Raw genomic sequence first — 16123 nt, 5'->3', positions numbered from 1 at the left:
CGAAGGGACGACCCTTCTTGTGAGTCGAAAGACTCCGGGCGCAAAGGAGTTCTTCCATGAGCTGGGTCTATCTTTTCGTCGCCGGCCTGTTTGAAGTCGGCTGGGCCATCGGCCTCAAATACACCAACGGTTTCACCCGGCTCGTGCCGACCGTGCTGACGGCGATCAGCATGGCGGTCAGCCTCGGCCTGCTGGGACTGGCGCTGAAATCGCTCCCGGTCGGCACCGCCTACGCCGTGTGGACCGGCATCGGCGCGGTCGGCACCGCGATCCTCGGCGTCTACCTGCTCGGCGAGCCTGCCGGGATGGGAAGGCTCGCCTGCATCGGATTGATTGTTGCGGGGATCGTTGGCCTGAAGATCGTATCGTAGTCGCTCAGCTGTAGGGCGACCAGCACTGCCGGCGCGGCCCTTCATAGGGCTGGTAGGTGTTGTCGTAGGCGCGGTAGGACCGGTAGGTGTCGTAGCACCACGCGACATGCGCGGCGACCGGCCGGCGATAGGGGGCGGGGGGAGCCGTGATCGCCGCGCCGGCCGCCGCTCCCGCTGCGAATGCCGCCGCGGGGAACCAGTAGCCTCTGTAGTAGCGGTAGCCCGGCCGCGCGACGACGAAGCCGCGATGGCCGTTGTAGTACCAGACCCCGCCGACCGCGTGGAAGCCGCGGCGGTGGGCGACGGGTTGGGCCGTGGTCTCAGGCGCGGCGGCGGGCGCCTGCACGGGAGAGGGCAACGGCATCGCAGACAGCGGCGTCGTGACGGTGGCCAAGGCAAGAATGGCTGCGGCCATCGGGGCAATTTTCGTCTTCATCGTTGTTGGTCCTGTTGGCGATCTATTGGGTCGCAGAGGTTTCGCGGTCGCGCTTGAGCGAGCGCAGCTCTCGCAGCGACAGCGTCTGGTTGCCGTCCTTGTCGGCGGCCCTCAGCCGTTCGGGCAGGTAGGCGACGAACTCGGCGCGCGAGATCTTCCCGTCGCCATCGGCGTCCATTTGCTTTGCCCGCTCGGCGAGGTTGCCCTCGCCGAGGAAGCCGCCTTGCCGCGAGCCCTTCTGGGTGGCGTGCGATTGGGCGACCTTGCGGACGTTCTCGATCTCGTCCCGGTCGAGGATGGCGTTGCCGTTGACATCCATGCGGTCGAAGATATTCGCCCGCGCCGCCTGGATTTCGCTGAATTGCAGCGAGCGGTCGGCATTGGTGTCCATCTCCTTGAATTTGGCGCGCACGCCCTCGACGTCGGAAGCGGCAGCGGCGCCGACGCAAAACAATCCGCACACCGCTGCCGCAGCCAGCCCTCGGGCTGAAGTCATCATTCTCATAGGCGCTCTCCTTGAAGGCCGGGGTCATGCGCTTCTACGCAGGCGCGCGGATGGCCCTACGGGGCGACGCGACTTTTTTTCGAGCGGTGGATCGCGGACGTCCGGCAACAATTTTTCCACGTCGGCGTAGGAGCAGAACCGGCCCTGCGTATCGACAGGCATACGGCCCGGATATCAGCGTGGGCGGTACCGAAAGAAAGGAACACGAACATGAAAACCGCGTCCGTGGCGTTCGCCACGATGGTTCTCGCAGCGGCGACGATCACCGCCGCCGCCCAGCCATTCCAGGGTCTGGGGCCGATGGGGCGAATCGACGCCAATCAAGACGGCCAGATCACCAAGGAGGAAGCCGCGGCCGCGCGAGCCCGCCTGTTCACGCGGCTCGACAAGAACGGCGACGGCCTCGTCGAGGAAGCCGAGATCGACGTCGCGCGCCAAGCGATCATCGACCGCGCGACCATGATGGAAGCGCGGCTGTCGCTCCAGTGGCAACGTCTGGACAAGGACGGTGACGGCAAGGTTTCGGCCGCCGAATTCCAGTCGCACGCCATGTTCTTCGATCTTGCCGACCGCAACGGCGACGGCACGGTCGGCAAGGACGAGATCGAATTGCTGCGCGGCCTGTTCGGCCGCGACGGTTGACCGCACGGCAACTTCCCTCTTTGCTCAACAACGGAGATACCCATGACCAATCTGCTGAAACCAACTTTTGTCGCGCTCGCCCTTGCCGTGGCGGCCGCCGCTTCTCCGGCCGCAGCCGAACAATGGAAGCGCCCGACCGCGCATGGCGGCGAACTGACCCGTGAGGTGACGCGCGACGGCCGCGTCTATTCCGGCGAAACGACGCGAACCGGTCCGAACGGCGGCACCTATTCGTCGAACTCGACCTGCTTCGACGGTGTCGTCGACCGCTGCAAGAGGAGCTTCTCGGCGACCGGGCCGGAGGGCCAGACGGTATCCGGGACGGCCTACGCGGCGCGCGGTCCCTACCGGGTGCGTCAGGCCGGCGCCGTCACCGGCCCGAACGGCAACACTGTCGTCGGCGTACGCCGCTTCTGGCGGAGATAGGCTTGGCGTGAGCGGTGCGGGGGAGCCTGGCGCAACGACAGCGGGCGGTCACGAAGACGACCGCCTGCTGGTCCGCGTGGCGTCCGGAGACCAGGCCGCGCTCGCGAAGATCATCGACCGCCATGGACGCGGCCTGCGCCTCTTCGCCGCCCGGCTTCTGGGGAGCGCGGGCGATGCGGAGGACATCGTGCAGGACGTGTTTCTCGCAGCGTGGAAACACGCGGCGCGTTTCGATCCGGCAAAGGGCCGGGCATCGACCTGGCTCTACCGTATCGCCGCCAACCGCTGCATCGACCGGCGGAGACGGCGCAGCTTCCGCGCCTTCATCGGGCTTGACGCCATGCCCGACGAGCCGGCGGGCGACGAGCCGGCGGCCGACCAGCGCGTCGGCGCCCGGCAGGAACTGGCGATCGTACGCGGCGGACTCACCGCGCTGCCGGAGCGCCAGCGCATGGCGCTGCTGCTGCGCGCGGTGGGGGACATGGACGTGCCGGATATCGCCGAGGTGATGGGGGTGAGCGTCGGCTCGGCGGAACAACTGCTGGTGCGCGGCCGCCGCGCGCTGCGGGAGCATATGGCGTCGGCGGAAAAGAAATACGAAGATCGGCCAGGGAGTGTGTCATGACCGAACAGGAATTCGAGCGGTTGAAGCGGCGCTTCGGCGCGGACGTTTCCCTTTGGCCCGCGCCGCACAGGCAGGAAGGGCTCGCCCATCTTTCCGGCAAGGGCGTGACGGCGGAGCCGGATGACGAACTCGATCGGCTGATCCTCGACGCTGCGCGGGCCGACACCGACGAGGTCGCGCTGACGCGCAAGGTGCTCGCGAAGATCGCGGCTGAAGGCAAGCCGGCTGGCTCCAGCGTCTCCGGCGCCTTCCGGCGAATGTGGACGATGCCGGCAGCGGCGTCCGGCTTCGCGGCGCTGCTCCTGGTCGCGGCTCTTGCAGGCTACACGATGGCGGATCGCGGAATGGACGCAGGGGACGATGCGCTGATGGCCTTCGCGCTCGGCGGCGAGAGCCTGGACGGCGGCATCCTCGATCAGCTTGGAGCCGGCGAGGAGGAGCAGCTATGACGCGCCGCTCCTGGCTGCAGATATTCCTTGTCACGGCCCTCGCGATCTCGGTGATCGCGAACTTCTTCCTGCTCGGGTTCATCGTGAAGGCCTCGCGCACAGGACTTGGCGGCGGCATCGTCGCAGAAGCGCTGGTTGGCGCATACCCGCAGGAGGTGCGCAGCGAGTTCCGCCGGCTGCTCAAGGAAAACCGGACCCGCACCCGCGCGGCGCTGCGCGAACTCAGGCAGGCGCGCCGCAACGTCGCCGAGGCGTCGAAGGCCACGCCCTATGTCGAGGCGGACGTTGAGCGTGCGATGGAGCGCGTGCGCGCCGCGACCGATGAATTGCAGCGCATGATGCAGGGCCTGCTGCTCGAGGCGCTGCGCAATACGCGGCAGGCGGTGTAGGCCGCGGATCAGCGCTCAGCGATAGCCCGCGGCCTGCAGTTCGAAAAGGTCGGCATAGACGCCGCGCTGCGCGACCAGTTCCTCATGCGTGCCGGACTCGATGATGCGGCCACCCGACAGCACCAGGATGCGGTCGGCCATGCGCACGGTGGAGAAGCGGTGCGAGATCAGCACCGCCGTCTTGCCCCTGGCCAGCCCCTTGAAGCGCTGGAACACTTCGGCTTCGGCCTTGGCGTCGAGGGCTGCCGTCGGCTCGTCGAGGATGATGAGTTCGGCATCGCGCATATAGGCGCGCGCGATCGCCACCTTCTGCCACTCGCCGCCAGAGAGGTCGCGGCCGTTCGCGAACAGCTTGCCGAGCGGCTGGTCGTAACCGAGGGGCAGCTTCTCGATCACGCCGGCCGCCAGGCTCTGCCCGGCGGCGGCCTCGATGCGCCCGCGATCGGGTTCGACCTCGATGCGGCCGACGCCGATATTTTCGGCGGCGGTGAAGGAATAGCGGATGAAGTCCTGGAAGATGACGCCGATATGGGTCCTGAGATCCTCGATGGCGATGTCCCTGAGGTCGATGCCGTCGATCAGGATTCGGCCCTCGTCCGGATCGTAGAGGCGGGTCAAGAGCTTGACGATGGTGGTCTTGCCGGCGCCGTTCTCGCCGACCAGCGCCAGCGCTTCGCCGGCCTTCAAGGTGAAATTCAGGCCGCGCACAGCCCAGCGCTCGGTGTCGGGGTAGCGGAAGCCGACATTCTCGAAGACGATGCCCTCGCGGATCGGCTGCGGGAAGGGTTTGGGGTTGGGCGACAGCGCGATGGTCGGCTTGATGTCGAAGAAGGAGAACAGATCGTCGAGATAGAGCGACTGGCCGGCGATCTGGGTGACGCCGATCAGGAGCTGCTCGAACAGGCCGTGCAGCCTGAGGAACGAACCGGCGAGGAAGGTGAGGTCGCCGAGCGTGAACTCGCCCTCGACGGTGCGCCAGACGATGTAGGCGTAGGCGCCGTAGTAGGCGATGGTGGAGAGGGCCGCGAAGAGGCCGCCCCAGATGGCCCGCTGAATGGCCAGCCGCCGGTTATCGAGCATGATCGTGTCGGCGAGCCGCTTGAAGCGTCCGACCAGGAATGTCCCCAGGCCGAACAGCTTGATCTCCTTGGCGGTCTCGGCGCTGGCGCCGATGTAGCGCAGATATTCGAGCTCGCGCCGCTCGGGCGAGCGCCTGCGGTTGAGATAGTAGGAGCGGGTATTGAACTTCGCCTCGCTGACCACCGACGGGACGAGCGAGACGAGGAGCAGCAGGATCAGCCATGGCGCGTAGACGAGAAGGCCGGCGGCCAGAGTCAGGATGGTGACGATCGACTGACCCTGGCCGAAGATCTGCGCCAGAAGGGCGTTGCGGCCGGCGGCCTGGCGGCGCGCCCGCTCCAGCCGGTCCTGGTATTCGCTGGACTCGAAATGCCTGAGGTCGAGCCCCGCCGCATGCTGCATCAGCTCCATGCTGACCACGTTGGAGTGCAGCTCGGCAAGGATGCCGTCAACCAGCGAGACGGCGCGGCCGAGCAGGTCGGCAGCGACGATCAGCGCGAATTCGAGCGCCAGAAGCTCCGCCACGGGAACGAGCCGCCCGCTGGCGATCCAGGCGGACAGTCCGGGGCCGGGCGAGGGCATGCCGCTCTGGCGCACGACCTCGTCGATGATCAGCTTGCCGACATAAAGCACAAGCAGCGGCTGCACGGCGCGCAGCAGGCGGAGAACGATGCTGGCCACCGTCAGCGGCGCGCTGGTGCGCCAGACCTGCGCGAAGAAGCGCTTCAGGTGCCGGAGCGTTGCCAACTGCTCGCCGAGCGGCGGCTGGTCGGCGGTCGAGCCGCGAAAGGCGAGGCGCGCGGCGAAATTCTCGCTTGAACTCATTGCCAGCCCAAGATGGTGCTTTCGGCGCGCTTGCGCAATGCGCCGGACAGGTGGGCGGCGGCTTCGCTTGCGCAGCCGGATGGACGTGCCGCGGCTCTGGATCGCGGGGCGTCGCGCATTGGAGCAATTGACATCGGGGGCCATGCTCACGCAGTTTGGCCGTCCAGCGTCCAAAGCGCCGACTGGAATTGGGTGCCCTATGACCTCTGCCGCGATCGCGCTCCTTTCCCTGCTGATGGTCAAGCACTTCATCTGCGATTTCGTGCTGCAGACCAAATGGCAGGTGCATCAGAAGGGCATCTACGGCGCCCCCGGAGGGATCGTGCATTCGGGCATCCACGTGGCGGGCACGCTTGTCGCGCTGGTCGCGGTGCTGACGCCGGTCTCGGTGATCGTGCCGGTGCTGATCGCCGAATATATCGTCCACTACCACATAGACTGGGGCAAGGAGCAGGTCGTGCGGGCTTTCGACTGGCGCGACGGCGCTCGCTTCTGGAACGCGATCGGCTTCGACCAGCTCCTGCACGGGCTGACCTATGTTGCGATCGTCGTCTACGTCATCGGGCGCGTCGCCGGCTGAGGCACGGTGGACACCAGGCTTCGAAGCAGCCTATGTGCATCTTTATCCGGCCATAGCCTCGTACCATTTCGACCGGATCAATAGGTTCTGACCCTGGGCATCGCCATTGGACGCTCTCCCGCTCACCATCGCCATAGACGGACCCGCGGCGTCTGGAAAAGGCACGCTCGCGCGACGGCTGGCGGATTATTACCATCTGCCGCATCTGGACACCGGCCTGACCTACCGCGCGGTCGGCCATGCGCTCTTGATCCACGGCCTGCCGCTCGACAATGTGTCGGCGGCCGAAACCGCCGCCCGCCAGGTCGATCTCAAGAAGCTCGACCGCGAGGCGCTGTCGGCGCATGAGGTCGGCGAGGCCGCATCGAAGGTCGCGGTGTTCCCGGGGGTGCGCCAGATACTCGTCGACAAGCAGCGCGCATTCGCAACTCAAGCCGGCGGCGCCGTGCTCGACGGCCGCGACATCGGCACGGTGGTATGTCCCGACGCCGAGGTGAAGCTCTATGTGACGGCGAGCGCCGAGGTGCGCGCCGGCCGCCGCCTGCGCGACATCGAGGCCCGGGGCGGCCATGCCGAACTGGCGGAAATCCTCGCCGACATCACGCGGCGCGACGAACGCGACATGGGCCGCGCCGACTCCCCGCTCAGGCCCGCCGCCGACGCGCACTTGCTCGACACGTCGGAAATGTCTATAGAGGCCGCGTTCCAGGCGGCGCGGACTTTGATCGACAACGCCCTCGCCAAGCGGAACAAGGCCTGAGCCGGGCGTCCGCTTCCGATCGACGGAAGCAGATGAAGTCCCCATATCGGGCCGAGGAAATACCAAAACCAGCCTGCCAGCATTCTCTTGCGCCGGTATCGCCGCGAAAAGCGGCAACAGGGCTTTTCCAGCCCGGAACGCCGGCAGGCCAACGCAACTCTAACCACGGCGCCAGGTCCCGCCAGACGCGGGGCTTCCCAGGAGAAAATATGTCTGTAGCAAATCCAACCCGCGACGATTTTTCCGCGCTTCTCGAAGAGTCCTTCTCGGACGGACATTCGGGTGAAGGCCAGGTCGTCAAGGGCATCATCACGGCCATCGAAAAAGACATGGCCATCATCGACGTCGGCCTGAAAGTCGAAGGCCGCGTGCCGCTGAAGGAATTCGGCGTCAAGGGCAAGGACTCCACCCTCAAAGTCGGCGACACGGTCGAGGTCTATGTCGAGCGCATCGAGAACGCGCTTGGCGAAGCCATGCTGTCGCGTGACAAGGCCCGCCGCGAGGAGAGCTGGGTCCGGCTCGAAGAGAAGTTCAACAAGGGCGAGCGCGTCGAAGGCGTCATCTTCAACCAGGTCAAGGGCGGCTTCACCGTCGATCTCGACGGCGCCGTGGCCTTCCTGCCACGCAGCCAGGTCGACATCCGTCCGATCCGCGACGTCACACCGCTCATGCACAATCCGCAGCCCTTCGAGATCCTCAAGATGGATCGCCGCCGCGGCAACATCGTGGTGTCGCGCCGCACCGTGCTCGAAGAGAGCCGCGCCGAGCAGCGCTCGGAGATCGTGCAGAACCTCGAAGAGGGCCAGGTGGTCGAAGGCGTGGTCAAGAACATCACCGACTACGGTGCGTTCGTCGACCTCGGCGGCATCGACGGCCTGCTGCATGTCACCGACATGGCATGGCGCCGCGTCAACCATCCGACCGAGATCCTCAATATCGGCCAGACGGTCAAGGTGCAGATCATCCGCATCAACCAGGAAACGCACCGCATCTCGCTCGGCATGAAGCAGCTCGAGTCGGATCCGTGGGGCGAGATCGGCACCAAGTTCCCGATCGGCAAGAAGATCACCGGCACGGTCACCAACATCACCGACTACGGCGCCTTCGTGGAGCTGGAGCCGGGCATCGAGGGCCTCATCCACGTCTCGGAAATGTCGTGGACGAAGAAGAACGTGCATCCCGGCAAGATCCTGTCGACCACCCAGCAGGTCGACGTGGTCGTGCTGGAGGTCGATCCGGCCAAGCGCCGCATCTCGCTCGGCCTCAAGCAGACGCTCGACAATCCCTGGGAAGCCTTCCAGCGCAACCATCCGGTCGGATCGGTTGTCGAGGGTGAGGTCAAGAACAAGACCGAGTTCGGCCTGTTCATCGGGCTCGAAGGCGACGTCGACGGCATGGTGCACCTCTCCGATCTCGACTGGAACCGTCCGGGCGAGCAGGTCATCGAGGAGTACAACCGCGGCGACATGGTCAAGGCTCAGGTTCTCGACGTCGACATCGAGAAGGAGCGTATCTCGCTCGGCATCAAGCAGATGGCGCGCGATGCGGTCGGCGAGGCCGCCGGCTCCGGCGAACTGCGCAAGAACGCGGTCGTCACCTGCGAGGTCATCGGCGTCAAGGATGGCGGCCTCGACGTCCGCCTCGTCGATCACGGCATAGAGACCTTCATTAAGCGGTCAGATCTCAGCAGGGACCGCGACGAGCAGCGCCCCGAGCGCTTCACCGTCGGCCAGAAGGTGGACGCCCGCGTCATCTCCTTCGACAAGAAGACCCGCAGGCTGTCGGTGTCGATCAAGGCGCTGGAAATCGCCGAGGAGAAGGAAGCCGTCGCTCAGTACGGCTCGACCGACTCCGGCGCATCGCTCGGCGACATCCTGGGCGCCGCGCTGAAGAAGCAGGGCAGCTAAGCTGCCGGTTCCCGCCGCGCCGTTTCAAAGAGGTGCTGTGGGCGTGACAAAAACCCGCCGGAGCGATCCGGCGGGTTTCTTTTGCCCACAAACGGTGCGTGAAAGTTGCGGAGGAGCTTTCGAACTGGGATAGTGACTTCAATCAGGGCGTTCCTGCCCGCGCGCGCATCCCTCGCGTGCGCTCATGAAACCGCATTTCGAAAGCCAAGGGCCGGACGCCGGCCACAACGGCATGCCTGACCAACCCCTTCCCGTGCGCCCCGGTGCGCTTGCACCTTTCGAGTCCGACGTCTTCCGGCACGTCTGGTTCGCGACGCTCGGCTCCAACATGGGTTCGCTGATCCAGGGCGTCGGCGCGGCCTGGATGATGACCTCGATCTCGCAGTCGGCCGATCAGGTCGCGCTGGTCCAGGCCTCGACCACCCTGCCGATCATGCTGTTCTCGCTGGTCTCCGGCGCGCTTGCGGACAATTTCAACCGCCGCTCCGTCATGCTGGTTGCGCAATGCTTCATGCTCACCGTGTCGGTGGCGCTGGCGCTGGCCGCCTATGCCGACATCATGACGCCCTGGCTGCTGCTCTCCTTCACCTTCCTGATCGGCTGCGGAACGGCGCTGCACAACCCTTCATGGCAGGCGGCGGTAGGCGACATGGTGCCGCGCAGCCATGTCCCGGCGGCGGTGGCGCTGAACTCGATGAGCTTCAACCTGACGCGCAGCGTCGGTCCGGCGATCGGCGGCGCGATCGTCGCGACGGCGGGTGCGGCGGCCGCCTTCGCCGCCAACGCCGTCAGCTACATCGCACTCATCATCGTGCTCTTCCGCTGGAAGCTTGCGACGCCGCCGTCGACCCTGCCGCGCGAGCCGCTCGGCCTCGCGATCTCGGCCGGGCTGCGCTACGTGGCCATGTCGCCGAATATCGAAACGGTTCTGCTGCGCGGCTTCGCCTTCGGCATCACCGCGATTTCGACGCTGGCGTTGCTGCCGCTGGTCGCGCGCGACATCATCCAGGGTGGCCCGCTGCTCTACGGCGTCCTGCTCGGCGCGTACGGAATCGGCGCCATCGGCGGCGCATTCCTCGGCGGCCGGCTGCGCGGCGTGCTCGCCAACGAATGGATCGCGCGCATCGGCTTCGTCGCCTTCGCGCTCTCGGCGACCATCCAGGCGCTCTCGACCAGCGCGTGGCTCACCTGCATCGGCCTGGTGATCGGCGGCGCGAGCTGGGTGCTCACGCTCTCGCTCTTCAACATCACCGTGCAATTGTCGACGCCGCGCTGGGTTGTCGGGCGCGCCATGTCGCTCTACCAGATGGCCACCTTCGGCGGCATGGCGCTCGGAAGCTGGATATGGGGCCTGGTCGCCGAGGGCTACAGTCCCGTCGAGGCGCTGCTCGTCTCCGCGGCGCTGATGCTTGTCGGGGCCGCGCTCGGTCTGTGGTTCAAGCTGCCCGAACTGACGGAGCTTAATCTCGACCCGCTCAACCGCTGGCGCGAGCCGAATCTCGCGCTCGACCTGAAGCCGCGTTCAGGGCCGATCGTCATCTCGATCGAATACGTGATCCGCGAGGCGGATCTGCACGAGTTCCTCGATGCGATGGCCGAGCGAAGGCGGATCAGGCGGCGCGACGGGGCGCGAAACTGGACGCTTAAGCGCGACCTGGAAAACCCGCAAATCTGGGTCGAGACCTATCATACGCCGACCTGGCACGAATATATCAGGCACAATCTGCGCACCACGCATTCGGACGCGGTGGTGTGGGACACGCTGCGCCGGCTGCACAGCGGAACAGAGCCGATCAAGGTGCGCCGCATGATCGAGCGGCCGCCGGACTGGGCGGCATCTCAGGATCAGCTGAAGCCGATGATGGATATCCACGGCTCGTCGTGAGGGGGCGCGACGGTAAGCTCAGGCGCGGCCGTAAAGCGGCACGAGCGCGCCGCTGATCGTCGCGTTCTCTGGCGAAGCGAGATGGGTGATCGCCTCCGCAGCCGCCTCGAGGCTCACCCATTTGGAGAAATCGGCCTTGGACATCGCCTTGCGGTTCGCCGGCGTATCGAGCGTCGATGGCGCAACCGCGTTGACGAGGATGCCGTCGCCCTTCAGTTCTTCAGCGAGCGTCACGGTGATCGCGGCGACCGCCGCCTTGCTCGCCGTGTAGGCGGACATACCGGCACCCCTGCGCGGGTCAAGCCCCGGCCGCGCGGTGACGTTGACGATGCGGCCCGCCGTGCCCGAGGCGAGCATCGCGCGCGCCGCGGCGCGGCAGCAGAGAAAGGCGGTTCGCGCGTTGGCGTCCATCATGCCGGCAAAAATGTCGTCCGAAGCGTCCGAACCTGGTTGGCCAAGTGGCGACATCGCGAAGCCGCCTGCGCAGTGGATCGAGGCCCACAGGTCCGGGATGGTTGCGTAAAAGGCCTCGACGGACGTCGGATCGCCGAGTTCGACATTGGCCGAGAGCGTGACGCGCCCGTGCCTGGCAAAGGCGAATCCCTTGGGTGAGGCAGCATGGCTGGTCGGCACGTGGCAAATGGCGCCCTCGTCGAGCAGCTTGTCGAGCACGGCGGCGCCGAGTGCGCCTGTGCCGCCCGTCACCACTACCGTCCTGCCGTGAAACGCGCCCGCCATCGCTCAATCCACCGCGATTTCGATGAGATAGGGCTTTTTCGCCGCACTGGCACGCAGGAGGGCCTCGGACAGTCCGGCGGGTGAGCCGAGCCACTCGGCGGAGATGCCGTAGGCTTCGGCGATTTTGCGGAAATCAGGCGGCGCCGGCGAAACGCCGACCGGCTCGACGCCGACGTCACGCATCGAGGTCTCGATCTCGCGGTAGCCGCGATTGTTCCAGATGACGAAGATGACCGGCGCGCCCGCATCCACCGCCGCGCCGAGCTCCGGCAGCGAGAACTGGAAGCCGCCGTCGCCCGAGAGGCAGACGACCGTGGCGTCCGGCACTGCAAGTGCCGCGCCGATCGCGGCCGGCGGCCCATATCCCAGCGCCCCGAAACCGGTCGCGGCGTTAAACCAGCCGGCCGGCCGGTCGTGGTCGTAATAGAGATTGGCAGCATAGATCGGCTGCGTGGAATCGCCGACGATGATCGAGCCGGGAAGCGTGTCGCGGATCGTCTCGACCGCCTCGAGCTGCGCTTGCATGTAGGCGGGCAGTTCGGCGCGGGCGGCGTTTCGAGCGGCGGCCGCGCGCGCAGTGCCGGACCCGTCCCCCGATCGCACGCCGGGCAAAGCTACAAACAGCGCGTCCGTGGCCGCCTCGGCATCCGCCTCGATCGCGACGGCGGCCGGATGGCGCGCCAGTTGCGCGGCGTCGATGTCGATGCGGATGAGATTTTTGGGCAGGACGAAGCCGCCGTCGCCATACATGTCGTATTCGGTCGGCCCGAGTTCGGTGCCCAGCGCAATGACCAGATCGGCCCCATCGATCAGCCGGCGCACGGATTTCAGGCTCGGGCTCGCGGGCACGGCGAGCTTGTGGGCGTGGAGCAGGCCCCGCGCATTCGCCGTGAGCACCACCGGCGCGTCCAGGGTTTCGGCGAGGCGCCTGAGGGCCGCCTCCGCCATTTTCGCGCCGCCGCCGGCGAGGATCAGCGGGCGGGAGGCGTTGCCGGCAAGTGCCGCTGCCCGCGCGATCTGCGCCGCGTCGGGCGCAGGCGGCCCGGCGATCACCGGCAGCGGCGCAAGAGCGTCCGCCGGCATGGCCATCACATCGATCGGAATCTCGATATGGACCGGCCCCGGCCGTGCGCCGGCGAAGAGGGAGAAGGCGTCGGCCAGCGCGCCCGGCAGTTCTTCGGGCCTGGCGATGCGGCGCGACGACAGCGCCACCTTCTCCATCATGCCGCGCTGGTCAGGCAGTTCGTGCAGATGGCCGAGACCTTTGCCCAGCGTATCGGTCGCGTTGACGCCGGAGATGACGAGCATCGGTACGGAATCGGCGCGCGCCTGTCCCATGGCGGTGATCGTGTTGGTGAGACCCGGCCCGGTGATGACGAAGGCGACGCCGGGCCTGCCCGAAGCGCGCGCGTAGCCGTCGGCCATGAAGCCCGCGCCCTGTTCGTGGCGCGGCGTGACATGGCGGATCCTCGAGCCCGCCAGCCCGCGGTAGAGCTCGACCGTGTGCACGCCCGGAATGCCGAACACCGTGTCGACGCCGTGCGCTTCGAGCAGACCGATCAGCGCTTCGCCGAGCGTGGTCATGACCGCCACACCGGCCTGGTCAGGCAGGTCGGCCCGCCTTCGCAGGCGATGCAGAGCGCGTCCGCCTCGAATGTCCTGACACGGCAGCCCGCGGCCTCCATCGCCGCGGTGGTCTTGGGGAAGCCGGCGACGGCGATCACCTCGCGCGGGGCGGTGGGCAGCACGTTCAGGCTGAGGCCGAAACTGTCGTGGAATTCCCGGGCGTCGCCTTCGACCAGCCTTATGCCGCGCGCCTTGAGCAACTGATAGAAGGCGGCGGGCAGCAGCGGCGAATGGACCAGCGCCAGGTCGTCGGCCAGGGGGCTGATCACCGACATCAGATGCAGGCAGGCCTCTTCGCCATGCCACAGCGGCAAGTCGTAGCCGAGCACCTCGACGCCATGCGGCGCAAGCAACGCGGACATCTGGCGGATGCCGGCCTCGTTGGTGCGGACCCCGCGTCCGATCGCCAGCGTCTTGGCGTCGACCCAGACGCAGTCGCCACCCTCGACCGTGCCCGGGGGCTCGATGCGGCCGAGTATTGGAACGGCCATCCGGCGGTAGGCCTGCTCGTGCAAGCCGGGCTCAGGGCGCCTGAGCGCCTTGCCCATCGACAGGATGACCGCGCCGTGGTCGGTGACCAGCGACGGATCGTGCGTAAAGACGGAATCGGCGAGCCCGTCGTCCTCGTCCGTCAGCCATTCGACCTCCGCCCCGGAGGCGGCGACGAGATCGGAAAAGGTTTTGTGCTGGGCCGCCGCGCGTGCCCAGTCGAAGCCCGGGCCGTAGTGCCATTCGGCCGGCTTCGCGTGGCGCATGGCGCTTGCCGCCGAACGCATCAGCACGCGCTCGAGCGGCGCAGCCATTGACTGCGAACCATATTGCCGCTGCAGCTGGATGTTCATTCCGTTCCCTCCGGGCGAGCCGAAAAACAGCCAATAAACATGCCGTCTAGACACTCGCAAGAGCCACAGAAGGCGGGTTGACGGCGGCAAGCGGGCCGGTCCATCCTGACAAAGGTGAAGCGTTTGCGACAGGGTGATGGGTCAGGGATTTCCAAAGGCGGCAAAGCGAAGCGCAGGTCGGTCGACGTGACGAAGGTCGCCGCCGCGCCATCTGCCGCGAAGGATGCGCCGGACGGCGCGGCCGAAGCCATCCATATCGAAAACCTGCACAAGAAGTTCGGCCAGCTCGAGGTGCTGAAGGGCGTCTCGCTGTCGGCGAAGGACGGTGATGTCGTTGCCATCATCGGCGGTTCGGGCTCGGGCAAGTCGACGCTGCTTCGCTGCATCAACTGCCTTGAGAATCCGACCAGCGGGCTGATCAGGGTCAATGGCGAGGAGATCAGGCTCAAGGCGGACAGCCACGGCCATACAGTGCCGGCCGACCGCCGCCAGATCGAGCGCATCCGCTCGAAGCTCGGCATGGTGTTCCAGAATTTCAACCTGTGGAGCCACATGACGCTGATCGAGAACGTTATCGAGGTGCCCATCCACGTGCTCGGCGTCAAGCGCGAAGAGGCCGTCGCCAACGGGGAGCGGCTGCTTGCGCGCGTCGGCCTGGCCGAGAAGCGCGACGTCTATCCGGCGTTCCTGTCGGGCGGCCAGCAGCAGCGCGGCGCGATCGCCAGGGCGCTCGCCATCGAACCCCGCGTCATGCTGTTCGACGAGCCGACCTCCGCACTTGATCCGGAACTTGTCGGCGAGGTGCTGAAGGTGATCGGCGATCTCGCGCTCGAGGGCCGCACCATGATCCTCGTCACCCATGAAATGAAGTTCGCCAGCAGGGTCGCGACGCATGTCGTCTATCTCTATAACGGGCTGGTCGAGGAAGAGGGGCCGCCGGACCAGATATTCGGCGCGCCGAAATCGGAACGGCTGAAGCAGTTCCTGCACAACACGCATTAGGGCCACGGACCCTGGGGTCGGCAAGCCCTGAGAATACCGGGAACACAACAACAACTGGGAGAACGTGATGTTGAAAACTCTGAAAATCGCCGCCGCGGCGCTGCTATTTGCAGCGTCGGGATCGGCCATGGCCAATGCCGAGCCGCTGAAGGTCGGCTTCTCGCCGGAGGCCTACCCGCCCTTCTACGTGGCCGACGCGTCCGGGGCCTGGGGCGGCTGGGAGGTCGAGATCGTCAACGCGATCTGCGCCGAGGCGAAATTCGAATGCGAACTGGTGCCGATCCCGTGGGATGGCCTGATCCCGGCGCTGACCACCAAGAAGATCGACGCGATCATGAACTCCATGTCGATCACCGACGAGCGCAAGAAGACGATCGACTTCTCCGACAAGTACTACAACACGCCGACGGCTGTGATCGGAGCCAAGGGCACGACCTTCGCCGCGACGCCCGAAGGGCTGAAGGGGAAGATCCTCGGCGTCCAGGTGTCGACTGTCCACGCGGCCTACGCGAAGAAGCACTTCGCCGATGCGGCGGAAATCAAGGAATACCAGACCCAGGACGAGGCGAACCAGGATCTGGCGGCCGGGCGCATCGACGCCACCCAGGCCGATTCCATCGCGCTCGACGCCTTCCTGCAGTCCGACCAGGGCAAGGCCTGCTGCGATTCTAAGGGCAACGTCGCCGAGGACCTCGTAATCCTCGGGCCGGGCGTGGGCGCCGGCTTGCGCAAGGAGGATACCGCTATCAAGGACCGCCTCAACGCGGCGATCAAGGCGATCCGCGAGAACGGCAAATACGACGAGATCACCAAGAAGTATTTCACCTTCGACATCTACGGCGGCTGATATAGGCTCTGCCAGCCACGCCGGGATTCGGCGTGGCTGGCACTGCATCTGACGGGGAACCGGCGAGCAGATCCCGCAAAGGGGCGCCGCCGCATAGTGCGGGAACGAGCCGATCGAAGCGGTCATCCTCCAGCTTTCGCAGGCGAGCATATTCGACCTGCTGGCATTCAGCCCGCCCGGCTGGGGCG

The 16123-nt window shown here is 66.5% G+C and carries 18 protein-coding genes; 12 read left to right on the top strand and 6 right to left on the bottom strand.

Annotated elements, in window-relative coordinates; genetic code table 11:
- The first annotated feature begins 56 nt into the window (after nt 1-56).
- Complete coding sequence (sugE, locus tag ABLE71_RS06570; protein WP_348782547.1) at nt 57-371, top strand: quaternary ammonium compound efflux SMR transporter SugE; 315 nt, start codon at nt 57-59, stop codon at nt 369-371.
- 4 nt (nt 372-375) lie between these two features.
- Here sugE and ABLE71_RS06565 read toward each other — a convergent pair whose 3' ends face one another.
- Both ABLE71_RS06565 and ABLE71_RS06560 read right to left on the bottom strand, forming a co-directional pair.
- Nucleotides 376-807 (bottom strand): BA14K family protein, encoded by a 432-nt coding sequence (locus ABLE71_RS06565; protein WP_348782546.1) that lies wholly within the window; start codon nt 805-807, stop codon nt 376-378.
- A 22-nt stretch (nt 808-829) separates the two neighbouring features.
- Nucleotides 830-1312, bottom strand: coding sequence for an EF-hand domain-containing protein (locus ABLE71_RS06560; protein WP_348782545.1), 483 nt, complete (start codon nt 1310-1312; stop codon nt 830-832).
- 210 nt (nt 1313-1522) lie between these two features.
- Between ABLE71_RS06560 and ABLE71_RS06555 the strand changes: the two genes are divergently transcribed.
- The 5 genes from ABLE71_RS06555 to ABLE71_RS06535 are packed head-to-tail and all read left to right on the top strand — an operon-like array spanning nt 1523 to nt 3843.
- Complete coding sequence (locus ABLE71_RS06555) at nt 1523-1954, top strand: EF-hand domain-containing protein (RefSeq protein WP_348782544.1); 432 nt, start codon at nt 1523-1525, stop codon at nt 1952-1954.
- Between the two features lie 42 nt (nt 1955-1996).
- Entirely contained in the window at nt 1997-2380 is a 384-nt protein-coding gene (locus tag ABLE71_RS06550; RefSeq protein ID WP_348782543.1) for a hypothetical protein, read from the top strand.
- A gap of 7 nt (nt 2381-2387) precedes the next feature.
- Nucleotides 2388-3005, top strand: a complete 618-nt coding sequence (locus tag ABLE71_RS06545) for a sigma-70 family RNA polymerase sigma factor (protein WP_348782542.1) — start codon at nt 2388-2390, stop codon at nt 3003-3005.
- Entirely contained in the window at nt 3002-3454 is a 453-nt protein-coding gene (locus ABLE71_RS06540) for a hypothetical protein (protein ID WP_348782541.1), read from the top strand. The genes ABLE71_RS06545 and ABLE71_RS06540 overlap by 4 nt, the downstream gene beginning before the upstream one ends.
- A complete protein-coding gene (locus ABLE71_RS06535; protein WP_348782540.1) occupies nt 3451-3843 on the top strand; it encodes a periplasmic heavy metal sensor in 393 nt (130 codons plus the stop codon). Before ABLE71_RS06540 ends, ABLE71_RS06535 begins: the two co-directional genes overlap by 4 nt.
- 15 nt (nt 3844-3858) lie before the next feature.
- On the opposite strand, the gene ABLE71_RS06530 is transcribed toward ABLE71_RS06535, so the two are convergent.
- Complete coding sequence (locus tag ABLE71_RS06530; protein WP_348782539.1) at nt 3859-5748, bottom strand: ABC transporter ATP-binding protein; 1890 nt, start codon at nt 5746-5748, stop codon at nt 3859-3861.
- A gap of 199 nt (nt 5749-5947) precedes the next feature.
- On the opposite strand from ABLE71_RS06530, the gene ABLE71_RS06525 reads away from it, so the two are divergent.
- From ABLE71_RS06525 to ABLE71_RS06510, 4 genes are all read left to right on the top strand, one after another.
- Nucleotides 5948-6328: a DUF3307 domain-containing protein gene (locus ABLE71_RS06525; protein ID WP_348782538.1), complete on the top strand. Its 381-nt coding sequence runs from the start codon at nt 5948-5950 to the stop codon at nt 6326-6328.
- Between the two features lie 106 nt (nt 6329-6434).
- Nucleotides 6435-7088, top strand: a complete 654-nt coding sequence (gene cmk, locus ABLE71_RS06520) for a (d)CMP kinase (RefSeq protein WP_348782537.1) — start codon at nt 6435-6437, stop codon at nt 7086-7088.
- A gap of 209 nt (nt 7089-7297) precedes the next feature.
- Complete coding sequence (gene rpsA / locus ABLE71_RS06515; protein ID WP_348782536.1) at nt 7298-8995, top strand: 30S ribosomal protein S1; 1698 nt, start codon at nt 7298-7300, stop codon at nt 8993-8995.
- A gap of 232 nt (nt 8996-9227) precedes the next feature.
- Nucleotides 9228-10880 carry an MFS transporter gene (locus ABLE71_RS06510; RefSeq protein ID WP_348782535.1) on the top strand — a complete coding sequence of 551 codons (1653 nt, stop codon included), beginning with the start codon at nt 9228-9230 and terminating at the stop codon, nt 10878-10880.
- Nucleotides 10881-10898: 18 nt separating this feature from the next.
- On the opposite strand, the gene ABLE71_RS06505 is transcribed toward ABLE71_RS06510, so the two are convergent.
- Genes ABLE71_RS06505 through ABLE71_RS06495 form a run of 3 tightly spaced genes read right to left on the bottom strand, consistent with a single transcriptional unit; the run spans nt 10899 to nt 14047 of the window.
- Complete coding sequence (locus ABLE71_RS06505; protein ID WP_348782534.1) at nt 10899-11618, bottom strand: SDR family NAD(P)-dependent oxidoreductase; 720 nt, start codon at nt 11616-11618, stop codon at nt 10899-10901.
- Between the two features lie 3 nt (nt 11619-11621).
- The gene (locus tag ABLE71_RS06500) at nt 11622-13202 is read right to left on the bottom strand and encodes a 5-guanidino-2-oxopentanoate decarboxylase (protein ID WP_348782533.1); all 1581 of its coding nucleotides are present in this window, start codon (nt 13200-13202) and stop codon (nt 11622-11624) included.
- On the bottom strand, nt 13199-14047 hold the full coding sequence (locus ABLE71_RS06495) for an arginine deiminase family protein (protein WP_348783676.1): 849 nt from the start codon (nt 14045-14047) through the stop codon (nt 13199-13201). Before ABLE71_RS06495 ends, ABLE71_RS06500 begins: the two co-directional genes overlap by 4 nt.
- 225 nt (nt 14048-14272) lie before the next feature.
- Here ABLE71_RS06495 and ABLE71_RS06490 point away from each other — a divergent pair, with 225 nt between their 5' ends.
- Entirely contained in the window at nt 14273-15088 is an 816-nt protein-coding gene (locus ABLE71_RS06490) for an ABC transporter ATP-binding protein (RefSeq protein WP_348782532.1), read from the top strand.
- A 67-nt stretch (nt 15089-15155) separates the two neighbouring features.
- Nucleotides 15156-15935 (top strand): transporter substrate-binding domain-containing protein, encoded by a 780-nt coding sequence (locus ABLE71_RS06485; protein WP_348782531.1) that lies wholly within the window; start codon nt 15156-15158, stop codon nt 15933-15935.
- Nucleotides 15936-16123 lie beyond the last annotated feature (188 nt).

It is taken from the genome of Mesorhizobium sp. KR9-304, from assembly GCF_040049215.1.
Lineage (GTDB): Bacteria > Pseudomonadota > Alphaproteobacteria > Rhizobiales > Rhizobiaceae > Mesorhizobium_K.
Note: the sequence above shows the minus strand (reverse complement) of the source record. Positions and strands in the feature narration are given on the sequence as shown.

Excerpts from the sequence above, each read along its gene's own strand:
- ABLE71_RS06540 (WP_348782541.1), top strand. The coding sequence starts at position 3,002 with ATGACCGAACAGGAATTCGAGCGGTTGAAGCGGCGCTTCGGCGCGGAC.
- ABLE71_RS06505 (WP_348782534.1), bottom strand. The coding sequence starts at position 11,618 with ATGGCGGGCGCGTTTCACGGCAGGACGGTAGTGGTGACGGGCGGCACA.
- ABLE71_RS06500 (WP_348782533.1), bottom strand. The coding sequence starts at position 13,202 with ATGACCACGCTCGGCGAAGCGCTGATCGGTCTGCTCGAAGCGCACGGC.
- sugE (WP_348782547.1), top strand. The coding sequence starts at position 57 with ATGAGCTGGGTCTATCTTTTCGTCGCCGGCCTGTTTGAAGTCGGCTGG.
- rpsA (WP_348782536.1), top strand. The coding sequence starts at position 7,298 with ATGTCTGTAGCAAATCCAACCCGCGACGATTTTTCCGCGCTTCTCGAA.
- ABLE71_RS06535 (WP_348782540.1), top strand. The coding sequence starts at position 3,451 with ATGACGCGCCGCTCCTGGCTGCAGATATTCCTTGTCACGGCCCTCGCG.
- ABLE71_RS06525 (WP_348782538.1), top strand. The coding sequence starts at position 5,948 with ATGACCTCTGCCGCGATCGCGCTCCTTTCCCTGCTGATGGTCAAGCAC.
- ABLE71_RS06485 (WP_348782531.1), top strand. The coding sequence starts at position 15,156 with ATGTTGAAAACTCTGAAAATCGCCGCCGCGGCGCTGCTATTTGCAGCG.
- ABLE71_RS06555 (WP_348782544.1), top strand. The coding sequence starts at position 1,523 with ATGAAAACCGCGTCCGTGGCGTTCGCCACGATGGTTCTCGCAGCGGCG.
- ABLE71_RS06495 (WP_348783676.1), bottom strand. The coding sequence starts at position 14,047 with ATGGCTGCGCCGCTCGAGCGCGTGCTGATGCGTTCGGCGGCAAGCGCC.
- ABLE71_RS06565 (WP_348782546.1), bottom strand. The coding sequence starts at position 807 with ATGAAGACGAAAATTGCCCCGATGGCCGCAGCCATTCTTGCCTTGGCC.
- ABLE71_RS06510 (WP_348782535.1), top strand. The coding sequence starts at position 9,228 with ATGCCTGACCAACCCCTTCCCGTGCGCCCCGGTGCGCTTGCACCTTTC.
- ABLE71_RS06530 (WP_348782539.1), bottom strand. The coding sequence starts at position 5,748 with ATGAGTTCAAGCGAGAATTTCGCCGCGCGCCTCGCCTTTCGCGGCTCG.
- ABLE71_RS06550 (WP_348782543.1), top strand. The coding sequence starts at position 1,997 with ATGACCAATCTGCTGAAACCAACTTTTGTCGCGCTCGCCCTTGCCGTG.
- ABLE71_RS06560 (WP_348782545.1), bottom strand. The coding sequence starts at position 1,312 with ATGAGAATGATGACTTCAGCCCGAGGGCTGGCTGCGGCAGCGGTGTGC.